Below are 17,108 nucleotides of genomic sequence, written 5' to 3'. Positions count from 1 at the left end.
GCCTCCCGCGTTGGCTGAAGACACCCAGCGATCGCAACAGTGACCTCGTGGGTGGTGCAGCAATCGCGGAATGCGCCTGCTATCGCCCGATCGCCGGAGCCATCGCCCGGCGCGGGAGCCATCCCCCGGTGCTGGAGTCATCGCCCCGGTACCGGGAGCCACCGTGCCGGAGCCATGGCCCCTTGCCGGGAGTCGCTGCCAGCGGGTTGGTCAAGTCCGGTGGGTTGCCCACGGACCCTGGCCCTGGCCATCGCTCGATGGCCGGTGCCGCCGGGCGGCCATCGGCCGACTCGCGGAGGCATGATCCCCGGCAGCGGCCAGAGTTGGTTCCGAATCTCGATGGCCGCAGTCGATCCCGCGCCGGTTCGAGCCACCCGGCGATAGCACCCCCTTCCCGCAGCTGCTGCAGGGCCAGCTGGTACGCGGTTCCCGTCGCGGGGTCAAGGTGACTATCGCCAGAAGTGGGAGGCCGTCAGATTCCATCGCGGGAAGACCGACGCCGTCAGATTCCATCGCAGGAAGACCGACGCCGTCACATTCCGTCGCAGGAAGCCCGAGGCCCTCAGATTCCATCGCACACCACCGCCCCGCCGACCGGTCAACCCAGCGCAATCGCCGGTCCACCCCTCCCCGCCGCCGAGGCCCCCACGGCCTAGGATTCAGGCATGGCTCGTCATCCTCGCGCAGGGCAGCCTGCGCTCGCAGAAGACCTGATCGACGTCGACGCCGTGGTGGGTGCCTACTACGACATCACGCCCGACCCCGACAACATCGACCAACAAGTGGTGTTCGGCACCTCGGGCCACCGCGGCTCCAGCCTGGACGGCAAGTTCAACGAGCTGCACATCGCCGCCACCACCCAGGCCATCGTGGAATATCGCGCCGGCCAGGGCATCGCCGGGCCGCTGTACCTGGGCAAGGACACCCACGCGCTGTCCCTGCCGGCCTGGCAGACCGCGATCGAGGTGCTGGTGGCCAACGGGGTCCACGTCCGCTGCGAGAACGAGCACGACTACACCCCGACCCCGGCGGTCTCCCGGGCGATCATCGTGTTCAACGCCGCCGGTCCGTCCAGTCCGGCCGACGGCATCGTGGTCACCCCCTCGCACAACCCGCCCCGCGACGGCGGCTTCAAGTACAACCCGCCGCACGGTGGCCCCGCCGACACCGACGCGACCAGCTGGATCGCCGACCGGGCCAACGAGCTGATGAAGCAGCCGACCGGGATCCGGCGTACGCCCTATGCGCAGGCGAAGTCGCAGGTGACCGAGCACGACTATCTGACCGCCTACTGCACCGACCTCGGCAAGGCCCTCGACCTGGACGCGATCCGCGGGGCCATTCTGAACATCGGGGCCGATCCGATGGGCGGCGCCTCGGTGCAGTACTGGGGCTACATCGCCGACCAGCTCGGGCTCGGCCTGCACGTGGTCAACCCGACGGTGGATCCGACCTGGTCGTTCATGACCCTGGACACCGACGGCAAGATCCGGATGGACTGCTCCTCCCCCGACGCGATGGCCTCGCTGATCCACAACCGGGACAAGTACCAGATCGCCACCGGCAACGACGCCGACTCCGACCGGCACGGCATCGTCACCCCCGACGCGGGCCTGATGAACCCGAACGCCTACCTGGCCACCGCGATCGAGTACCTGTTCTCCCACCGCGACGGCTGGGCGCCGGACTGCGGAGTCGGCAAGACGCTGGTGTCCTCCAGCCTGATCGACAAGGTGACCGCCGATCTGGGCCGCCGGCTGGTGGAGGTACCGGTCGGTTTCAAGTGGTTCGTCCCGGGCCTGTCCGACGGCTCGGTCGGCTTCGGCGGCGAGGAGTCGGCCGGGGCGTCCTTCCTCACCCGGGACGGGAAGACCTGGACCACTGACAAGGACGGTCTGCTGCTGTGCCTGCTGGCCTCGGAGATCCTCGCGGTCACCGGCGAGACCCCCTCCCAGCGGTACGCGAAGATCGAGGAACGCTTCGGCAAGTCCTACTACGCCCGGATCGACGCCGAGGCGAACCGGGAGCAGAAGGCCCGGCTCAAGGCGCTGTCCCCCGCCGATGTGGCCGCGACCGAACTGGCCGGGGAGAAGATCAGTGCGATCCTCACCGAGGCGCCCGGCAACGGAGCCGCGATCGGCGGTCTCAAGGTGGTCACCGAGTCGGCCTGGTTCGCCGCCCGGCCCTCCGGCACCGAGGACAAGTACAAGATCTACGCCGAGTCGCTGAAGAGTCCGGAGCATCTGGCCCAGGTGCAGGAGGCCGCCAAGGAGGTCGTCAGCGCGGTTCTGACCAGCTGAGGTGGCCCAGTCGCCCGGATCAGCTGCCACGCCGTCGGCGGCACCGGAGCCCGAGGAACGGGAGCCGGTGCCGTTGCGGCGGCTGCGACCGTCGTCGTGGGCGTACGCCGGGCGCCGCGCGATCCACGGTTTCGTGGTGAACAACGCGCTGGACTCCGCGGCCACGCTGACCTATTACGCGGTGCTGGCGGTCGCGCCGTCCCTGCTGGTCGTATTGTCGCTGCTGGGGTTGGTCGGGGCGTCGGCGCCCTCGGCGGATCTGCTGCGGGAGCTGCTGCACGGGTTGGTGCCCGAGGAATCGATCCAGTTGCTGACTCCGCTGATGGTGAGCCTGGCCCGCAGCCCGCGCTCGGGGTGGCCGCTGGTCATCGGCGCGGCCGGCGCGATCTGGTCGGTGTCGAACTACATCAGCGCCTTCTCCCGCGCCACCAACCGGATCTACCAGGTCGCCGAGGGCCGGCGGACCGGGTGGCTGCGGGTCCAGCACATGCTGTTCGCCGTGGCGGCCCTGACGCTGCTCTCCCTGGTGCTGCTCGCGGTGGTCTCCGGTACCCCGCTGGCCGCCCGCGCCATGCAGGTGGCCGATCTCAGCCCGGCGCTGACCCGGCAGTTGCTCGGCTTCCAGGCCCCGGTCCTGATTGCCGCGGTGCTGATGCTGGTGAACCTGCTGTTCTTCGCCACCCCGAACGTACGCAAGTTCCAATTCCGGGTGCTCTCCCCCGGATCGCTGGTGGCGATCGCGGCCTGGGCCCTGAGTTCCTGGGCCCTGGCGGAGTACCTGTCCAGCTTCTTCGTCCTCGATCCGACCTACGGCACCCTGGGTGGCGTGGTGCTGTTCCTGCTGTGGGGCTATGTCGGCAACTGCGCGATGCTCTTCGGTGCCGAACTCGACGCCGGACTGGAACGCGCCCAGGAACTCCAGGCCGGACTGCCGGCCGAGGTGCAGTTGCAGGTGCCGCCCCGCCACAGCGAGCAGATCGTCATCAACCGCTGGTCCGAACGCCGGCTGGAGAAGCGGGGCCGGGCGATCCGCGAGGCCGCCGAACGTCGCCGGCGCGAGGAGCCGGACTGACCGTCGCACGCACGTCGGTGCCGCAGCGGGCCGGCGGCCGCCCCACGGCGCGATACCCTCGGGCGGTGATCAGCTCCGACGGCGACCTCAGTTACACCTATCAACTCGACGCGAAGCAACAGGCCGACATGGCCCTGCGCTCCCTGCCCGCACCCGCCCTGCTGGTGCTGGGCAGTCTGGTGATCGGCATCGGGTTGCTCATCTTCGCCGGGGTCACCGGGGCTCCCCTCTACATCTGGTTGATCGCGGCGGCCCTGGTCCTCGCGCCGGTGGTCGGGGTGATCGCGTACGCCGGGGCGCTGCGCTCCCACTTCAAGAACTGGCACGGTCAGTACCTCACCCAGAACCTGACCGACCGGGGCCTGGAGGTGAACTACGGCGAGGCCGACGACGTCATCGAATGGAGTTCGATGATGAAGTGGCGGGAGAACGCCATTTCCTTCCTGATGATCCTGCCGGCGGCCAAGGTGCTGATGGTGCCCAAATCGGCGGTCCCGGCCGAGGAGCAGAACGAGTTGCGCACGCTGCTGACCACCCACCTGGGCCCGGCCCGCGGATGGTGGCAGCGCTGACCGGGTTCCGGCGCCGCGTCCCCTGATTCGTACTGTTCATTACTACTTATCGTCCGACCCATCGGGACGGAAAATCTCGGCAATCTCTGGTCAAGCGCATTTGCGCTCCCCGATAGTGAATTTCACGACCATGGCCGGTCGGGGGAGGAAGCAGAACATGACCACTGACGAGACCACCACACAGGACGACTTCGACGTCGAGCACATCGACAAAGGAACCCGAATCAAAGCCCTGATCGGCTCGGCCATCGGCTCGACCGTGGAGTGGTACGACTTCTTTCTCTACGGAACGATGGCCAGCGTCGTGTTCGGCCCGCTGTTCTTCCCCGACCAGGACAGATTCACCGCGACCCTGCTGTCGCTGGCCTCCTTCGCCCTCGCCTTCGTCGTCCGCCCGATCGGCGGCATCATCTTCAGCCATATCGGCGACCGGATCGGGCGCAAGAAGACCCTGGTGTTCACCCTGTCCCTGATGGGCATCTCCACCGCGGCCATGGGCCTGCTGCCCACCGCGTACCAGGTCGGCGCGCTGGCGCCGGTGCTGCTCACCCTGCTCCGACTGATCCAGGGCCTGGCCCTGGGTGGGGAATGGGGCGGCGGCATTCTGCTCGCCGTGGAGTACTCCCCGCGCAAACAGCGTGGCTTCTACGGTGCCGTCCCGCAGACCGGCGCCCTGTTCGGCCTGGCGCTGGGCAACCTCACTCTGTGGTTCATCGACTGGCTGCTGCCCGAGGATGCCTTCATGGCCTGGGGCTGGCGGATCCCGTTCCTGCTGTCGGCGCTGCTGGTGCTGTTCGGGCTGTGGATCCGGGCCCGGATCGATGAGACCCCGGCCTTCCGCAAGGTGAAGTCCGAGCGCAAGGAGGCCAAGATCCCGATCGTGGAGATCTTCCGGACCCAGTGGCCGAGCGTACTCAAGGCGATCGGCGCGAAGTTCATCGAGACCTCCACCTTCTTCATCTTCGCCACCTACTCGATCACCTACGCCGTCGAGCGCGGCTTCACCCGCGGTGAAGCCCTAATGGCGGTCCTGGTGGCGGCCATCGTCGCGGTCCCCTGCATGCTGGCCATCGGGGCGTGGTCGGACCGGGTCGGACGCAAGAAGCTGTATCTGGTCGGCATCGTGCTGGCGGTGATCTACATCGTGCCGTACTTCTGGATCCTGAATCAGCACAACGTGGCGCTGCTGGTCGTGGCCACCGTCGTCGGCTTCGGCGCGATCTGGTCGGTCTACGGCGCCCTGATGGGCACCTTCCTCGCCGAGAGTTTCACCGCCGACGTGCGCTACACCGGCATCTCGCTGGGCTATCAGGTGGGCGCGGCGCTGGTCGGTGGCACCGCTCCGCTGATCGCCACCGCGCTCGTCGGCGGCGAGGCGAACCGGTACCCGCTGGTGGGCCTGTTCGTCGCCTTCTGTGCGGTGGTCTCGTTCATCTCGGTGGCGCTGACCCGCGACCGGTCGGGCGAGGTGCTGGACTGACGCCCACCAGGAGCGTCGACCCGACGCGGCCGCTGCGGGCCGGGCATGATGGGGCGCATGAGTGTGGTCGCGATCATCCCTGCCCGGGGCGGCTCCCAGGGCGTACCCGGCAAGAACCTCCGGCTGATCGGCGGGATCCCGCTGGTCGCCCGGGCGGTCCGGGCCTGCCGCGCGGCCCGCACGATCGACCAGGTGTTCGTGTCCACCGACGACGAGGCGATCGCCGCCGCCGCCCGCGAGGCCGGCGCCGAGATCATCCTGCGCCCGGCCGAGTTGTCCGGCCCGACAGCCACCTCCGAATCGGCGCTGGTGCACGGCCTGGAGGAGATCGCCGCCCGCGGGATCGATCCGCGGGTGCTGGTGTTCGTCCAGTGCACCTCGCCGTTCATCCGCAGCCAGGACCTCGATCGCGGGGTCGGGATGATCACCGCCGGGGAGGCCGACTCGGTGTTCTCCGCGGTGGAGACCTACGAGTTCCTGTGGCGCGACGCCGATGACACCATCGCCCCGGGCACCGGGGTGATGACCGGCCAGAACCACGACGCCGGCTACCGGCCCCGGCGCCAGGACCGCCGCCCGGACTATCGCGAGACCGGCGCGTTCTACGTGATGGCGGTTCCCGGCTTCCTCGCGGCCCGGCACCGCTTCTTCGGCCGGACCCGGGTCGTGCCGGTGTCCGAACTGGCCTCCCTGGAGATCGACACCGCCGAGGAACTCGCGCTGGCCGACGCGTTCGCGGGGGTGGTGGATCGTCCGGCGACCGCGGTCGGGCCCCGACCCATCGACGTGGACGCGGTGGTCACCGATTTCGACGGCGTGCACACCCCCGACACCCTCTATCTGGACCAGTACGGACAGGAGTCGGTACGCCTGTCCCGCGCCGACGGCATGGGGGTGCAGCGACTGCGGGAGGCCGGGATCCCGCTGCTGATCCTGTCCAAGGAGCGCAATGCCGTGGTCAGCGCTCGGGCCGGCAAACTGAAGGTGGAGGTGGCCCAGGCGATCGACGACAAGGCGAGCGCGCTGCGGTCCTGGATCGCCGAGCGAGGGCTGGACCCGCAGCGGATCGCGTACGTGGGCAACGATGTGAACGACCTCGGCCCGATGGACGTGGTCGGCTGGCCCATCGCGGTCGCCGACGCCCGCCCGGAGGTGCTCGCCGCGGCCCGGGTCGTACTCACCCGCCCGGGTGGTGCGGGTGCGGTCCGAGAGGTCTGCGACCGGGTGCTCGCCGCCCGCACGGAGTCGGCTCACGGCGGGCCGGATACGAGCGGGCCGGATCGGAGCGGGAAGGGCGAACAGGCGTAGGGCGGCGGGCTCAGCGCCGCCACAGCGCCGGCGGCGGCACCACCCGCAGCAGCCGCCGGGCCCGGGCGAGCACCGATCCCGTGCCGGCCCGACCGACCGTTGCGACCCGATCCAGCGCGCCGAGCCGACCGGCCCGGCGGTCGGCGATCAGCTCCTCGATCCGCGGGATCCAGGTATCGGCCTGCGGCGGATGGAAATAGTTCGCGTCCAACCAGGCCGGATCGGGGTGGGCGAAGTTCCCCGAGGCCAGCCGGTCCAGCCCGCCGAGCAGGCCGGAGTCGGCGAAAACCAGGTTGATCAACTCGCGATTCACCCCGAACTCGTCGAGCACCAGGCTCGGTACGCCCAACGCGATCGCCTCCAGCACCGCGGTCGAGGACACCGTCGCGAACCCGTGGGCCCGCTCCAGCGCCGCCGCCATCGACCCGGCCCGGAACTCCACCGCCCCGGTGTCCGGCTGCTCCCGGCGCAGTTCGGCGTACAGGTCGGCGTACGGGGCGGCCTCGTTGTGCGCCTGCCGCTCCCCGGCCAGCGCCCGTACCTTGACCACCGGCTGCAGCGGCGCCGGCACCCGGCTCAGCGCGGCCAGGATCCGGGTCCGCTCGGTCGGTCGGGCCGGAACCAGGGACTGGGCGGCGAACACCACCTCGGTCCCACCCTCGGCCCGGCCGGTCGGCAGGAACGGCAGCCGCGCCAGCACCGGCCGCACCCGGGCCCCCAGTTGCTGCGCCACCCAGTCGTACGCCGCGACCTCGCGTCGGGAATGCAGCACCATCAGGTCGAAGGGCGCCCGGAACTCCACCGCCAGATCATTGGCCGGCCAGGAGATCCCCGGCAGCCCGGTGACCAGGACCGGTCGACCCGCACCGAACAGCCCGGCCGCCGTCCCCAGGGTCAGCACCGCGTCCAGGGCCGGGCCGGTGCAGGCGACCAGCAGCACGTCCGGCCGCTGCCGACGCAGCCGGGCGATCAGCGCGGGCGCCCAGTCCCGGGTGACCGCCGCCCCGCCGCCCGGCGCCGACGCACCCACCGCCGCCTCGCCCGCCGCCGGGAGCCCGGTGGCTGCCGCGATCTGCGCGGCCGAGGGAGCGATCGGATTCGCCAGCACCACATGCTCGACCCGCCAGTGCGCCGGCGCGCCGCGCAGCAGGGCGTACGCCCACTTCAGATAGGAATCGGCATCGCTGATCGCGACCACCCGCACCGGCCCGTTCACCAGGACTCCCCCGCCCGGGCCGCCTTGCGGATCCCGGCCCGCTGGATCACCCGCTGGATGGTCAGATCCCGCTCGGTCGGATGACCCACGAAGCGGATCTCCCGCAGCCCCTGGTCGCGGGCCGCGGACTCGAAGACGAAGTGCCCGTAGCCGAACAGGCGTCCGATGAAACTCTGCCGCACCGAAATGTCCAGGATCCGCTGCATCGGCATGGTCGCAACCGTCTGGGAGAAGACCCCGGTCACCCGGAAGACCCGCATATTGGTGACCACGAACCGGTTCATGTGCCGCTCATGGATCTTGAACAGGCACACCCCGAACAGCACCAGCCCGAGCACCAGCGCGACCCAGAAGAACTGGCCGAGGAACGGCATGACCAGGAACAGCACGATGGTCACCAGCAGCCCGAGGACCGACGGTAGGATCGCCATCGGATGCGCGACCACCTCGTCGATGACGACCTCGCCCTCGTCGCTGATCAGGTGCGTCTCGACCTGTGGGTCGAGGAAGCGGGTGAACGGATTACCCATGACCGCGGCCTACGGTGCTGCCAGCGACCCGAAGAAGGTGAAGATCGACCCGATCCCGTCGGCGATCGAGCGGACGAACGCGGCCGCCGCGGCCGGCTGGGTGATCAGGTAGTAGAGCACGAAGCCGATGAGCAGCAGCCACAGAACCTTCTTGCCGATGTCCTTCATCGTCGGGGACCTCCGATCGGGCCGGGCACCGAAGTGGGGGAAGAGGACCCGGCGGGGTGTCGACCCATGACCGCGCACCCGCGATCACACATCACGACATTGGTACCGCACGACCCCGACATTTCGCGGAGGCCGCGCCGCAACCCGGCCGAGTGTACGCGCTGCCGATCGCGTCACATCCGACTCACCCGCCGATTTTCCGGCCGATGCCGGCCCTAGGCTGGCCCCATGGAGAATCTCACGGACCTGTTTGTCTGCATCGATCACGTCGGCCTGGCGGTCCCGGACCTGGACGAGGCGATCAAGTTCCACACCGAAGTCATGGGCTTCCGGCTGCTGCACCGCGAGAGCAACCTCGACCAGGGGGTGGAGGAGGCGATGATCGGCACCGGCGCGCAGCTGCCCGAGAGTGCCCAGATCCAGCTGCTGGCGCCGCTGAACGAGGACTCCACGATCGCGAAGTTCCTGGACAAGAAGGGGCCGGGGATGCAGCAGCTGTGCTACCGGGTCGCCGACCTGGACGCCGTCTCGGCGACGCTGCGGGAGCGGGGCGTACGCCTGCTCTACCCCGAGGCGCGGCGCGGCACCGGCGGTGCCCGGATCAACTTCTGCCACCCCAAGGATGTCGGCGGGGTGCTGCTGGAACTGACCGAACCGCCGGTCGACGCGGCTCACTGAGCGCGGTTCCCGCATCTGCTGCACGGTGCGGGTACTGTGGTCACGCAGTCCATCGCGGATTGCGGCACCCGACTGCCGTCCTGCCCCGAGGAGGAGCCATCGTGGCCGATGAATCCGGTCTGAATCTCTTTGATTCCGCAGCCAGCCGAGCGGGGAGTTTTCCCACCGCGCCCTTCCGTGGATACGACCGGCAGGCGGTCGATGAGTACGTGCTGCAGCTGGAGAACGACCGACGCCAGTTGCGCGAGCGCGTGGCGATGCTGGACCAGCGGGTACGCGAACTGCAGAACCGCCCGGCGCCGGTGCCGCAGAATCCCGACTACACCCACCTCGGCTCCAATGCCACCGAGATGCTCCGGCTGGCCCAGGTGCAGGCCCGGGAACTGACCGACCGGGCCGCCACCGAGGCCGAGCGGGTCAAGGAAGAGGGCCGTCGGCAGGGGCAGCAGGCCCGCGAGGCCGGTGAGAAGGAAGCCGCCGACATGAAGACGGCGGCCACCAAGGAAATGGCCCAGACCCGCGCCGACCTCGAACGCCAGGCGATGGAGCAGGTGACCCTGGCCAAGGCCGAGGCCGAGAAGCTGGTCACCGGTGCCCAGAAGGAGTCGGCCGCGGCCCACGCCGAGGGTCAGCGCAAGGCCGCCTCGCTGCTGGAAACCGCCCGCCTGGAGGCCGCTCAGGTCCGGCAGGCCGCCGAGAAGCAGGCCGCCGACATCCGTGCCGCCTCGGCCAGCGAGCGCGAGCAGTTGCTCAGCCGACTCAAGGTCGAGCACGATCAGGCCGCCGAGCAGAGCAACAAGCTGCTCAGCGATGCCACCCGGAACCACACCGAGGCCCAGAAGCTGCTGGCCCAGGAGGTCGCCAACGCGGCCCGGGTCCGGGCCGAGGCCCATCAGGAGGCCGAGGCCACCAAGCTGCGGGCCACCCGCGAGGCCGAGATGACCCTGGCCAACGCGCAGAAGTCCGCCGCGGAAACCACCCGGAAGGCCGACGAGCGGGCCAACTTCCGCTCCGAGGAACTGCACCGGGAGATGGAGATGCTCGGGCAGCGCAAGCAGGCGATCTTGGCCCAGCTGGCCAACCTGTCCAGCTTCGCCACGCAGACCGCAACCGACTTCCCGGACTACCCGGCGCTGGAGGACATGGCCGCCGAACCGGGCCCCGGGTCCGACCCCGAACAGACCGCGCAGCGGCCGGTGGTCCCGGCGGCCGGGCGGGAATCCCAGCCCAAGCATCTGGCCGGCAACGACGGCGAGGCCACCGCGCTGTTGCCGCACAACGCCCCCAAGCAGGCGGCGCACAGCCCGTCGCGCGCCGAGGCGAACCGTAAGCCGTCGGCGCAGGGCACCCCGACGAAATGAGCAACCGCTCGGAGGAGGCAGCGCCCCGGCCGGGCGAGGAGGGGTCGCGCGAACCGACCCGGGCCGAACGGATCGCGGCCGGACCGGCGTCGGCGAGCGATTCCGCCGCGGTCGCTGACGAGACCTCGGCCGAGAGCACTCCGGTCGTGGGCGAGGCGGCCCCGTCGGCTTCCTCCGGCACCGGACCCGTCCCCGAGGCTGCCCCAGCGGCCACCGAGCCGGCCGGCCGCCCCTCGCTGCTGGCCCGCCTGCGCCGGATCACCAAACGCCCCGACCGGCACCCGGACCGACTCCCCGATCCCGAAATGACTGCCGCCCCGGCCCCGGCCGATGGCACCGAGCAGGCCCCACCCACCCCCGACCGCGGGATCCCGACGCGGCTGCTGCAGATGTCGCCGTTCGCGATCGGCTTCACCGGCGCCCTCGGGGTCATCCTGGCCGTGGCCCTGGCCGACATGGCCACCCAGGTGAAGAACATCCTGATCGTGGTGGTCTTCTCGCTGTTCCTCGCACTCGGCCTGAATCCGATCGTCGAATGGCTCGTCCGCCGTGGCGTGAAACGGGGCCTCGCGCTGATCCTGGTCATCCTGGTCGGACTCGGCGTCCTGGTCCTGGCCGGCTGGGCGATCGTCCCCGTCTTCGTGGACCAGATCACCCGGCTGGTGACCAATGCCCCGGCCTTCCTGAGCAGCTTCCGCAGTTCGGACACCTTTGCCCGACTGGACGCCCAGTACAAGATCATCGACAGCCTCACCGGCCTGCTCTCCCCCGACGCCGTGCTCAACAACGTCTACGGCGGCTTCGTGGTGGTGGCCAACGCGGTGGTCTCGATCGTCCTGACGGTGGTCCTCACCCTGTACTTCCTGGCCTCCCTGCCGCAGATCAAGAATGTGATCTACCGGCTGGCACCGGCCTCGAGCCGGCCGCGGGCGAAGTACCTGGCCGATGAGATGTTCGAACGGATCGGCGGCTACCTGAGCGGCATGTTCGTGGTGGTGACCCTGTCGGGTACCTGCTCGTTCATTTTCATGATGATCCTCGGCCTGGGCCAGTACGCCCTGGCGCTCGCGGTGATGGTGGCCATGTTCGCCTTCATCCCGCTGGTGGGCACCAACATCTCGATGGTGCTGGTGGCCCTGGTCGCGCTGGCGAACCTCGGGCCCACCCAGGCGATCATCACGGTGGTGTACTTCCTGGTCTACCAGCAGTTCGAGGCGTACTTCGTGCAGCCGAACGTGATGAAGCGCTCGGTCGAGGTGCCCGGGGCGGTGGTGATCGTCGCGGCGGTCATCGGTGGGCTGCTGTTCGGTATCGTCGGCGCGCTGCTGGCCATCCCGACCGCGGCCTCGCTGCTGCTGCTCTACCGCGAGGTGTTGATCCCCAAGCTCGACCGAAGCTGAGCCTCGGCGTACGTTGACCGGCCGTCGTCGGCAGGTTTCCCGCCGCGTAATGCCGCGGCACCCGGGGGTCAGAACAACCGGTCCTGCGGATCGTCGAGTCCGCGCAGGGCGTCGTAGTCGACGGTGACGCACCGGATCCCGCGATCGTGGGCGAGGACCTTGGCCTGCGGCTTGATCTGCTGGGCGGCGAAGACCCCCTCGACCTCCCCGAGCAGGCTGTCGCGACGCAACAGTTCCAGGTAGCGGGTGAGTTGCTCCACGCCGTCGATCTCGCCGCGCCGCTTGACCTCGATCGCGACATAGCCGCCGGCGTCGTTGCGGCACATCAGATCCACCGGACCGATCGCGGTGGGGTACTCCCGGCGGACCAGGGTGAGGCCGGCGCCCAGCGCTGCGGGGTTCTCGGCGAGCAGTTGCTGCAGGTGGGCCTCGACCCCGTCCTTCTGCAGCCCCGGATCCACCCCGAGTTCGTGGGTGTGGTCGTGCAGGATCTCCGCGATCGAGATCTGCAGTCGATCCTCCTCGCGGCCCTTGACCTCCCACACCTCCTGAATCCGGTCCTCCAGCTCGGCGGTGACGGCGGCCTCGTCGGCACTGGGCGGGCGTACGGTCAGCCGGCACGGCGCGCTCATCCAGTTCAGCGGCTTGTACGCCCGGTCATCGGCATGCACCGACACCGCCCCATCGGCCTTCACCATGATCAACCGGGTGGCCATCGGAAGATGGGCCGAGAGCCTTCCGGCATAGTCGACCTGACAGCGAGCAATCACCAAACGCACCGGGCAGACTCTACCCCGGCGGCCGCACCGAGCGGTCCCTCGTCAGGGTCCGGTCGGCCGGTCCGCGGGTCAGGACATCAGCACGATGACCCCGAGCAGCCCGAGGGCCAGCGCCAGGCCGATCGTCTGGACCACGCCCAGCATCCAGCCCAGGTTCACCGGCGTGGTGTCGTAGCGGTCCGGCTCCCGCCGAAAGTCCGCCCGCGCCCGACTTCCCCAGTACCAGGCCAGCGGCGCGGTCACCGAGAGCCCCAGACTGAGCCACCCCAGCATCGCCACCCGCTCGGCCAGCGGATGCTGCTCGCGGTCCTCCGGTCGATAGGGCTGGACGCCGGCCGCGGGCCGCACCAGGTCCGTCGACCCCGGCGCGGACGTCGGCAGTTGCTGCGGCAGCGCCCCCGGGGGCAGCAGGTACGCCGGCACGCCGGGTTCGGGGAGATCGGCGTACGGGTCGGTGGGGGGCACCGGGACGGCGGGGGTGGGTCCGCGGCGCTCGGCCGGCCCGGCTCCGGGACCGGCGTACAGGTGCGCCAGCGGATCCGGGCCCTCGGGATCCCACGGCGCGGGCCGGGCCCGCAGTGGCTCCTCGGCGTACTCCGGCTGACTCATGCACCCAGTCTAGGAGGCGGATTTCGGGGCTCGGGCAGAATGGGCCCGGGCCCTCGGATGCGTCCGGGACCCTGGCCGGGTCGTCGAAGGAGCCAGATGCCGAGCACCAGTACAACCGGGTACCGCCTGCCACGACGCTCCGTCCTCGGCGCCGCCGCGGGTCTGGGGGCAGTGCTGGCCGCCGCACCGGTATTCGGTGCGGCCGCGCCCGCCCGGGCCGCCGACGCCCCCGCCGGTGCCGGTCTCCCCGACGGTCCGGAATCCAGCCACCTGATCGTGTTGTTTCTCGACGGGGGCTTCGACGGGCTCGCCGCGGTGGCCCCGTTGGACGACGCTGATTACCGCCGGGCCCGGCCGGACCTCGCCCTGCCCGGGGATCGGTTGACCCCGCTCGGGACCCGCTGGGGCCTGCATCCGGGGCTCGCCGACCTGCTGACGTTGTGGCAGCGACAGGAACTGAGCATCGTGCACGGGGTCGGCCTGCCCGAGCCGTCGAGCTCGCACTTCACCGAACGGGCCCGGCTGGCCGACACGCTGGACCTCGTCGGCGTCCGGGCCGCCGGCGTACACGTGACTTCACTCACCCTGGGCAACTGGGACATGCACCACAGCGCCGGCAACTCCGCCGACCCGCAGGGCTGGTTCAGCCGCCGGGCGACCCGGCTGGCCGCCACGATCGCCGCGTTGCCGGCCGCGCTGGGCGCCCAGTGGCAGCGCACCACCGTGCTGACGGTGACCGAGTTCGGCCGCCAGGTGGCCCAGAACAGCGGCGGCGGCCTCGAGCACGGCCAGGCCAGCGCGATGTTCCTGGCCGGCGGCGGGTTCGGCGACGCGGGTGGTGCCGACCCGGGACCCGGCGAGCCCGAACCCGGTGCGTACCAGCTGCGCACCCGGATCGATTCGCTGCAGCCGGGGGCGCTGACCGCCGAGGGCGGGCTGCCGTGCAGTATTGATCTGCGGGAGGTTCTGGCCCGGGTCGTGGCGCCCCGACTCCGGTTGCCCGACGGCTTCTGGGTCGGGCAATCGACCGCGTGACCGACAGGTGATTCAGGTCACATTCCACCCTCGTCGCGGGTTCCGTGATCCGGCCCGCACTGTGCAAGACTGCCACCCGTGACTAAAGAGATCTCGAAGGTCGCTGTCATCGGTCTGGGCACCATGGGTGCCGGCATTGCCGAGGTATTCGCCAAGGGCGGCTACGCCGTCCGCGGTATCGAGTACAACGATGCTGCCCTCGACCGGGGACGCGCCATCCTGCAGAAGTCGACCGGTCGTGCCGTCAAGCGGGGCAAGATGTCCGAAGAGGACGCCGCCGCGCTGATCGGACGGATCCAGTTCTCCACGGACAACACCGACGTGTCCGACTGCGACCTCGTCATCGAGGCTGTCAACGAGAACCCGGAGCTGAAGGCCAGCATCTTCCGGGTGATCGATGAGGCGGCTCCGGAACATGCCATCCTGGCGACCAACACCTCCTCGCTGTCGATCACCGCGATCGCGGCGGTGACGAAGAATCCCTCCCGCGTGGTGGGGGTGCACTTCTTCAACCCGGCGCCGGTGCAGAAGCTGGTCGAGGTGATCCGGACCCTGCACACCGCAGACGAGCACGTCGATCGCCTCATTGGGCTGCTGCGCTCGCTGGGCAAGGAGCCGATCCTGTGCCGCGACCGGGCCGGCTTCATCGTCAACGCCCTGCTGATCCCCTACCTCAGCAATGCGGTCCGGCTCTACGAGGAGCACTACTGCACCCGCGAGGAACTGGACTCGGCGATGGTCGAGCAGGCCGGGTACCCGATGGGCCCGCTGCAGCTGTGTGACCTGGTCGGCAATGACGTCGCGCTCGCGGTGCTGGAGCGGATGTACGAGGAGACCAAGGACCGCCGCAACGCTCCGCCGGCGCTGCTCACCTCGATGGTCGAGGCCGGTCTGCTGGGCAACAAGTCCGGCCGCGGCTTCTACACCTATGACGAGAAGGGCGCCACCGACGACCCGGGCCCGGTCTCGCTGCCGCGGCAGACCCGCGGTGACGAGCTCCCGCTGCGCCTGGTCGCGCCGTACCTCAACGAGGCGCTGCGGATGGTGCAGACCGGCTACGCCATCCCGAACGACATCGACACCGGCATGCAGCTCGGCTGTCGGATGCCCGGACCGTTCCAGATGCTCGCCGAGATCGGTCCGAAGGAAGTGCTCACCGCGCAGCAGGCCGTCTTCGCCGAGACCGCCGAGCCCGGTGACAAGCCGGTCCGGTTGCTCGAGCAGCTGGCGTACGCCCTGGCCCCGGCCTCGGCCGTCCAGGACATCCGCGACTGGACCTGAGCCGCTCGGGGGTGGTCCGGCACGGCGCCGGTTTCCGCCCCCGGGGCACACTTCTTCCATGGGCCGCAAACGCCCGAGCAAACACACTCGGCCGCATCGACCACTGTCCGGCGGGCACCCTGCAGCGGTGACCCGCTCGGACGGTGAGTGGTTGGTGCGGCCGATTCCCGTCGGCCGATCTGAGAAGGCCTATCTGTGCCCCGGTTGTGGGGGCAATATTGCTCCTGGTCTGGCACACGTGGTCGTGTGGCCCCGGATCCCGCCGATCGGTGCATCTTCGGCCATGGATTACCGCCGCCACTGGCACAGCTGGTGCTGGGACCGCAAGCGCTGAACCATCACCTGCGACGACGGGAGTCGAGTTGATTCACTACACCGAGTACGGGCACGGGACACCCACGGTCGCCTTCCTGCACGGCGTGTTCGGGCAGGGGCGGAACTGGACCTCGCCCGCGCGAGCGCTCAGCCGGCACACCGTCCTGGTCGATGCCCCCAACCACGGCCGCTCGTCCTGGACCGAGGACTTCACCTACATCTCGATGTCCGACCAGATCGCGGAGTTCCTCGAGCAGTGGGCCCCGATCGACCTGGTCGGGCATTCGATGGGTGCCAAGAACGCGATGCTGATCGCCCTGCGCCACCCCGAGATGATCCACAAGCTGGTCCTGGTCGACTCCGAGCCGGTCACCTACCCGCCCGGGCGGGACTTCGATGTGATGATCGCGGCGATGCAGAGCATGGATCTGGACGCGCTGGAACGACGCCGCGACGCCGAGGACTGGCTCGAGAGCCAGGGCGTGCACAGCAATGCGGTCCGGCAGTTCCTGCTGCAGAATCTGCACCGCGACCCCAAGACCGGGACCTGGTCCTGGCACATGAATCTGGACCTGCTCGCGCGCCGGATGAATGTGGTCCGGGCCTTCCCCGAGGTCACTGAGGAGCCCTTCACCAAGCCGACCCTGCTGATCGGCGGCGCCGAGTCGGACTATGTCCTGCCCGAATACGACGAGGCCCTGTACCGGCTGTTCCCGAACGCCGAGAAGATCCTGATCCCGGGTGCCCGGCACTGGGTCCACTCCGATCAGCCGGAGTTGTTCACCAAGGCTCTGAAGGCCTTCCTGGAGGCCTGAGCGGGCATCCTGTACGCCGGGGCCCGGTCAGGGAGGGTCTTGGGCTCTGGACTGGCTCCGTGACCGGGCCGCGAGGATTCCTGCTCGGGCGGCGAGGATTCCTGCTCGGGCGGCGAGGATTTCTGGTCGGCCGGCGAGGGCTCCTGGCCGGGCGGCGGGGGCTCCTGGTCGGGCAGCGGGGGCTCCTGG

The 17,108-nt window shown here is 69.8% G+C and carries 16 protein-coding genes; 11 read left to right on the top strand and 5 right to left on the bottom strand.

Annotation, left to right across the window (positions count from 1 at the left end; genetic code table 11):
- The first annotated feature begins 665 nt into the window (after positions 1 to 665).
- From pgm to G531_RS21065, 5 genes are all read left to right on the top strand, one after another.
- Positions 666 to 2,300, top strand: a complete 1,635-nt coding sequence (gene pgm, locus G531_RS0107000) for a phosphoglucomutase (alpha-D-glucose-1,6-bisphosphate-dependent) (RefSeq protein WP_026926690.1) — start codon at positions 666 to 668, stop codon at positions 2,298 to 2,300.
- Between the two features lies 1 nt (position 2,301).
- Positions 2,302 to 3,372: a YihY/virulence factor BrkB family protein gene (locus tag G531_RS21075; protein WP_035758041.1), complete on the top strand. Its 1,071-nt coding sequence runs from the start codon at positions 2,302 to 2,304 to the stop codon at positions 3,370 to 3,372.
- Positions 3,373 to 3,437: 65 nt separating this feature from the next.
- Positions 3,438 to 3,944 (top strand): YcxB family protein, encoded by a 507-nt coding sequence (locus G531_RS0106990; protein WP_145978694.1) that lies wholly within the window; start codon positions 3,438 to 3,440, stop codon positions 3,942 to 3,944.
- Between the two features lie 157 nt (positions 3,945 to 4,101).
- Entirely contained in the window at positions 4,102 to 5,424 is a 1,323-nt protein-coding gene (locus G531_RS21070; RefSeq protein ID WP_081683908.1) for an MFS transporter, read from the top strand.
- 57 nt (positions 5,425 to 5,481) lie between these two features.
- Entirely contained in the window at positions 5,482 to 6,732 is a 1,251-nt protein-coding gene (locus G531_RS21065; protein WP_081683907.1) for an acylneuraminate cytidylyltransferase, read from the top strand.
- 10 nt (positions 6,733 to 6,742) lie between these two features.
- On the opposite strand, the gene G531_RS21060 is transcribed toward G531_RS21065, so the two are convergent.
- Genes G531_RS21060 through G531_RS26275 form a run of 3 tightly spaced genes read right to left on the bottom strand, consistent with a single transcriptional unit; the run spans position 6,743 to position 8,646 of the window.
- A complete protein-coding gene (locus G531_RS21060; protein ID WP_051215177.1) occupies positions 6,743 to 7,948 on the bottom strand; it encodes a DUF6716 putative glycosyltransferase in 1,206 nt (401 codons plus the stop codon).
- Complete coding sequence (locus G531_RS0106970) at positions 7,945 to 8,478, bottom strand: PH domain-containing protein (protein ID WP_026926688.1); 534 nt, start codon at positions 8,476 to 8,478, stop codon at positions 7,945 to 7,947. The genes G531_RS21060 and G531_RS0106970 overlap by 4 nt, the downstream gene beginning before the upstream one ends.
- Positions 8,479 to 8,487: 9 nt before the next feature.
- Positions 8,488 to 8,646 carry a hypothetical protein gene (locus tag G531_RS26275; RefSeq protein ID WP_169515873.1) on the bottom strand — a complete coding sequence of 53 codons (159 nt, stop codon included), beginning with the start codon at positions 8,644 to 8,646 and terminating at the stop codon, positions 8,488 to 8,490.
- Positions 8,647 to 8,874: 228 nt separating this feature from the next.
- Here G531_RS26275 and mce point away from each other — a divergent pair, with 228 nt between their 5' ends.
- From mce to G531_RS21055, 3 genes are all read left to right on the top strand, one after another.
- Complete coding sequence (gene mce / locus G531_RS0106960; RefSeq protein WP_026926687.1) at positions 8,875 to 9,324, top strand: methylmalonyl-CoA epimerase; 450 nt, start codon at positions 8,875 to 8,877, stop codon at positions 9,322 to 9,324.
- Between the two features lie 101 nt (positions 9,325 to 9,425).
- Positions 9,426 to 10,685, top strand: coding sequence for a DivIVA domain-containing protein (locus G531_RS0106955; protein WP_026926686.1), 1,260 nt, complete (start codon positions 9,426 to 9,428; stop codon positions 10,683 to 10,685).
- Positions 10,682 to 12,085 carry an AI-2E family transporter gene (locus G531_RS21055; protein ID WP_051215176.1) on the top strand — a complete coding sequence of 468 codons (1,404 nt, stop codon included), beginning with the start codon at positions 10,682 to 10,684 and terminating at the stop codon, positions 12,083 to 12,085. Before G531_RS0106955 ends, G531_RS21055 begins: the two co-directional genes overlap by 4 nt.
- 68 nt (positions 12,086 to 12,153) lie before the next feature.
- Here the strand turns inward: G531_RS21055 and nucS are convergent, their stop codons facing one another.
- A complete protein-coding gene (nucS, locus tag G531_RS0106945) occupies positions 12,154 to 12,864 on the bottom strand; it encodes an endonuclease NucS (protein ID WP_026926685.1) in 711 nt (236 codons plus the stop codon).
- Between the two features lie 69 nt (positions 12,865 to 12,933).
- The gene (locus G531_RS26100; protein WP_026926684.1) at positions 12,934 to 13,473 is read right to left on the bottom strand and encodes a hypothetical protein; all 540 of its coding nucleotides are present in this window, start codon (positions 13,471 to 13,473) and stop codon (positions 12,934 to 12,936) included.
- Between the two features lie 96 nt (positions 13,474 to 13,569).
- On the opposite strand from G531_RS26100, the gene G531_RS26095 reads away from it, so the two are divergent.
- From G531_RS26095 to G531_RS0106925, 3 genes are all read left to right on the top strand, one after another.
- Positions 13,570 to 14,508, top strand: coding sequence for a DUF1501 domain-containing protein (locus G531_RS26095; protein WP_051215175.1), 939 nt, complete (start codon positions 13,570 to 13,572; stop codon positions 14,506 to 14,508).
- Between the two features lie 78 nt (positions 14,509 to 14,586).
- Positions 14,587 to 15,789 (top strand): 3-hydroxyacyl-CoA dehydrogenase, encoded by a 1,203-nt coding sequence (locus G531_RS21045; RefSeq protein WP_081683904.1) that lies wholly within the window; start codon positions 14,587 to 14,589, stop codon positions 15,787 to 15,789.
- A gap of 362 nt (positions 15,790 to 16,151) precedes the next feature.
- Positions 16,152 to 16,919 (top strand): alpha/beta fold hydrolase, encoded by a 768-nt coding sequence (locus G531_RS0106925; protein ID WP_051215173.1) that lies wholly within the window; start codon positions 16,152 to 16,154, stop codon positions 16,917 to 16,919.
- The last annotated feature ends 189 nt before the right edge of the window (positions 16,920 to 17,108 follow it).

Source organism: Granulicoccus phenolivorans DSM 17626 = NBRC 107789 = JCM 15570 (assembly GCF_000423085.1).
Classification (GTDB): domain Bacteria; phylum Actinomycetota; class Actinomycetes; order Propionibacteriales; family Propionibacteriaceae; genus Granulicoccus; species Granulicoccus phenolivorans.
Note: the sequence above shows the minus strand (reverse complement) of the source record. Positions and strands in the feature narration are given on the sequence as shown.

What these genes read in the sequence shown, in the direction of transcription:
- pgm (WP_026926690.1), top strand. Translation starts at nt 666, where the DNA reads ATGGCTCGTCATCCTCGCGCAGGGCAGCCTGCGCTCGCAGAAGACCTG.
- G531_RS21070 (WP_081683908.1), top strand. Translation starts at nt 4,102, where the DNA reads ATGACCACTGACGAGACCACCACACAGGACGACTTCGACGTCGAGCAC.
- G531_RS21065 (WP_081683907.1), top strand. Translation starts at nt 5,482, where the DNA reads ATGAGTGTGGTCGCGATCATCCCTGCCCGGGGCGGCTCCCAGGGCGTA.
- G531_RS0106970 (WP_026926688.1), bottom strand. Translation starts at nt 8,478, where the DNA reads ATGGGTAATCCGTTCACCCGCTTCCTCGACCCACAGGTCGAGACGCAC.
- G531_RS26275 (WP_169515873.1), bottom strand. Translation starts at nt 8,646, where the DNA reads ATGAAGGACATCGGCAAGAAGGTTCTGTGGCTGCTGCTCATCGGCTTC.
- mce (WP_026926687.1), top strand. Translation starts at nt 8,875, where the DNA reads ATGGAGAATCTCACGGACCTGTTTGTCTGCATCGATCACGTCGGCCTG.
- G531_RS21055 (WP_051215176.1), top strand. Translation starts at nt 10,682, where the DNA reads ATGAGCAACCGCTCGGAGGAGGCAGCGCCCCGGCCGGGCGAGGAGGGG.
- G531_RS26100 (WP_026926684.1), bottom strand. Translation starts at nt 13,473, where the DNA reads ATGAGTCAGCCGGAGTACGCCGAGGAGCCACTGCGGGCCCGGCCCGCG.
- G531_RS26095 (WP_051215175.1), top strand. Translation starts at nt 13,570, where the DNA reads ATGCCGAGCACCAGTACAACCGGGTACCGCCTGCCACGACGCTCCGTC.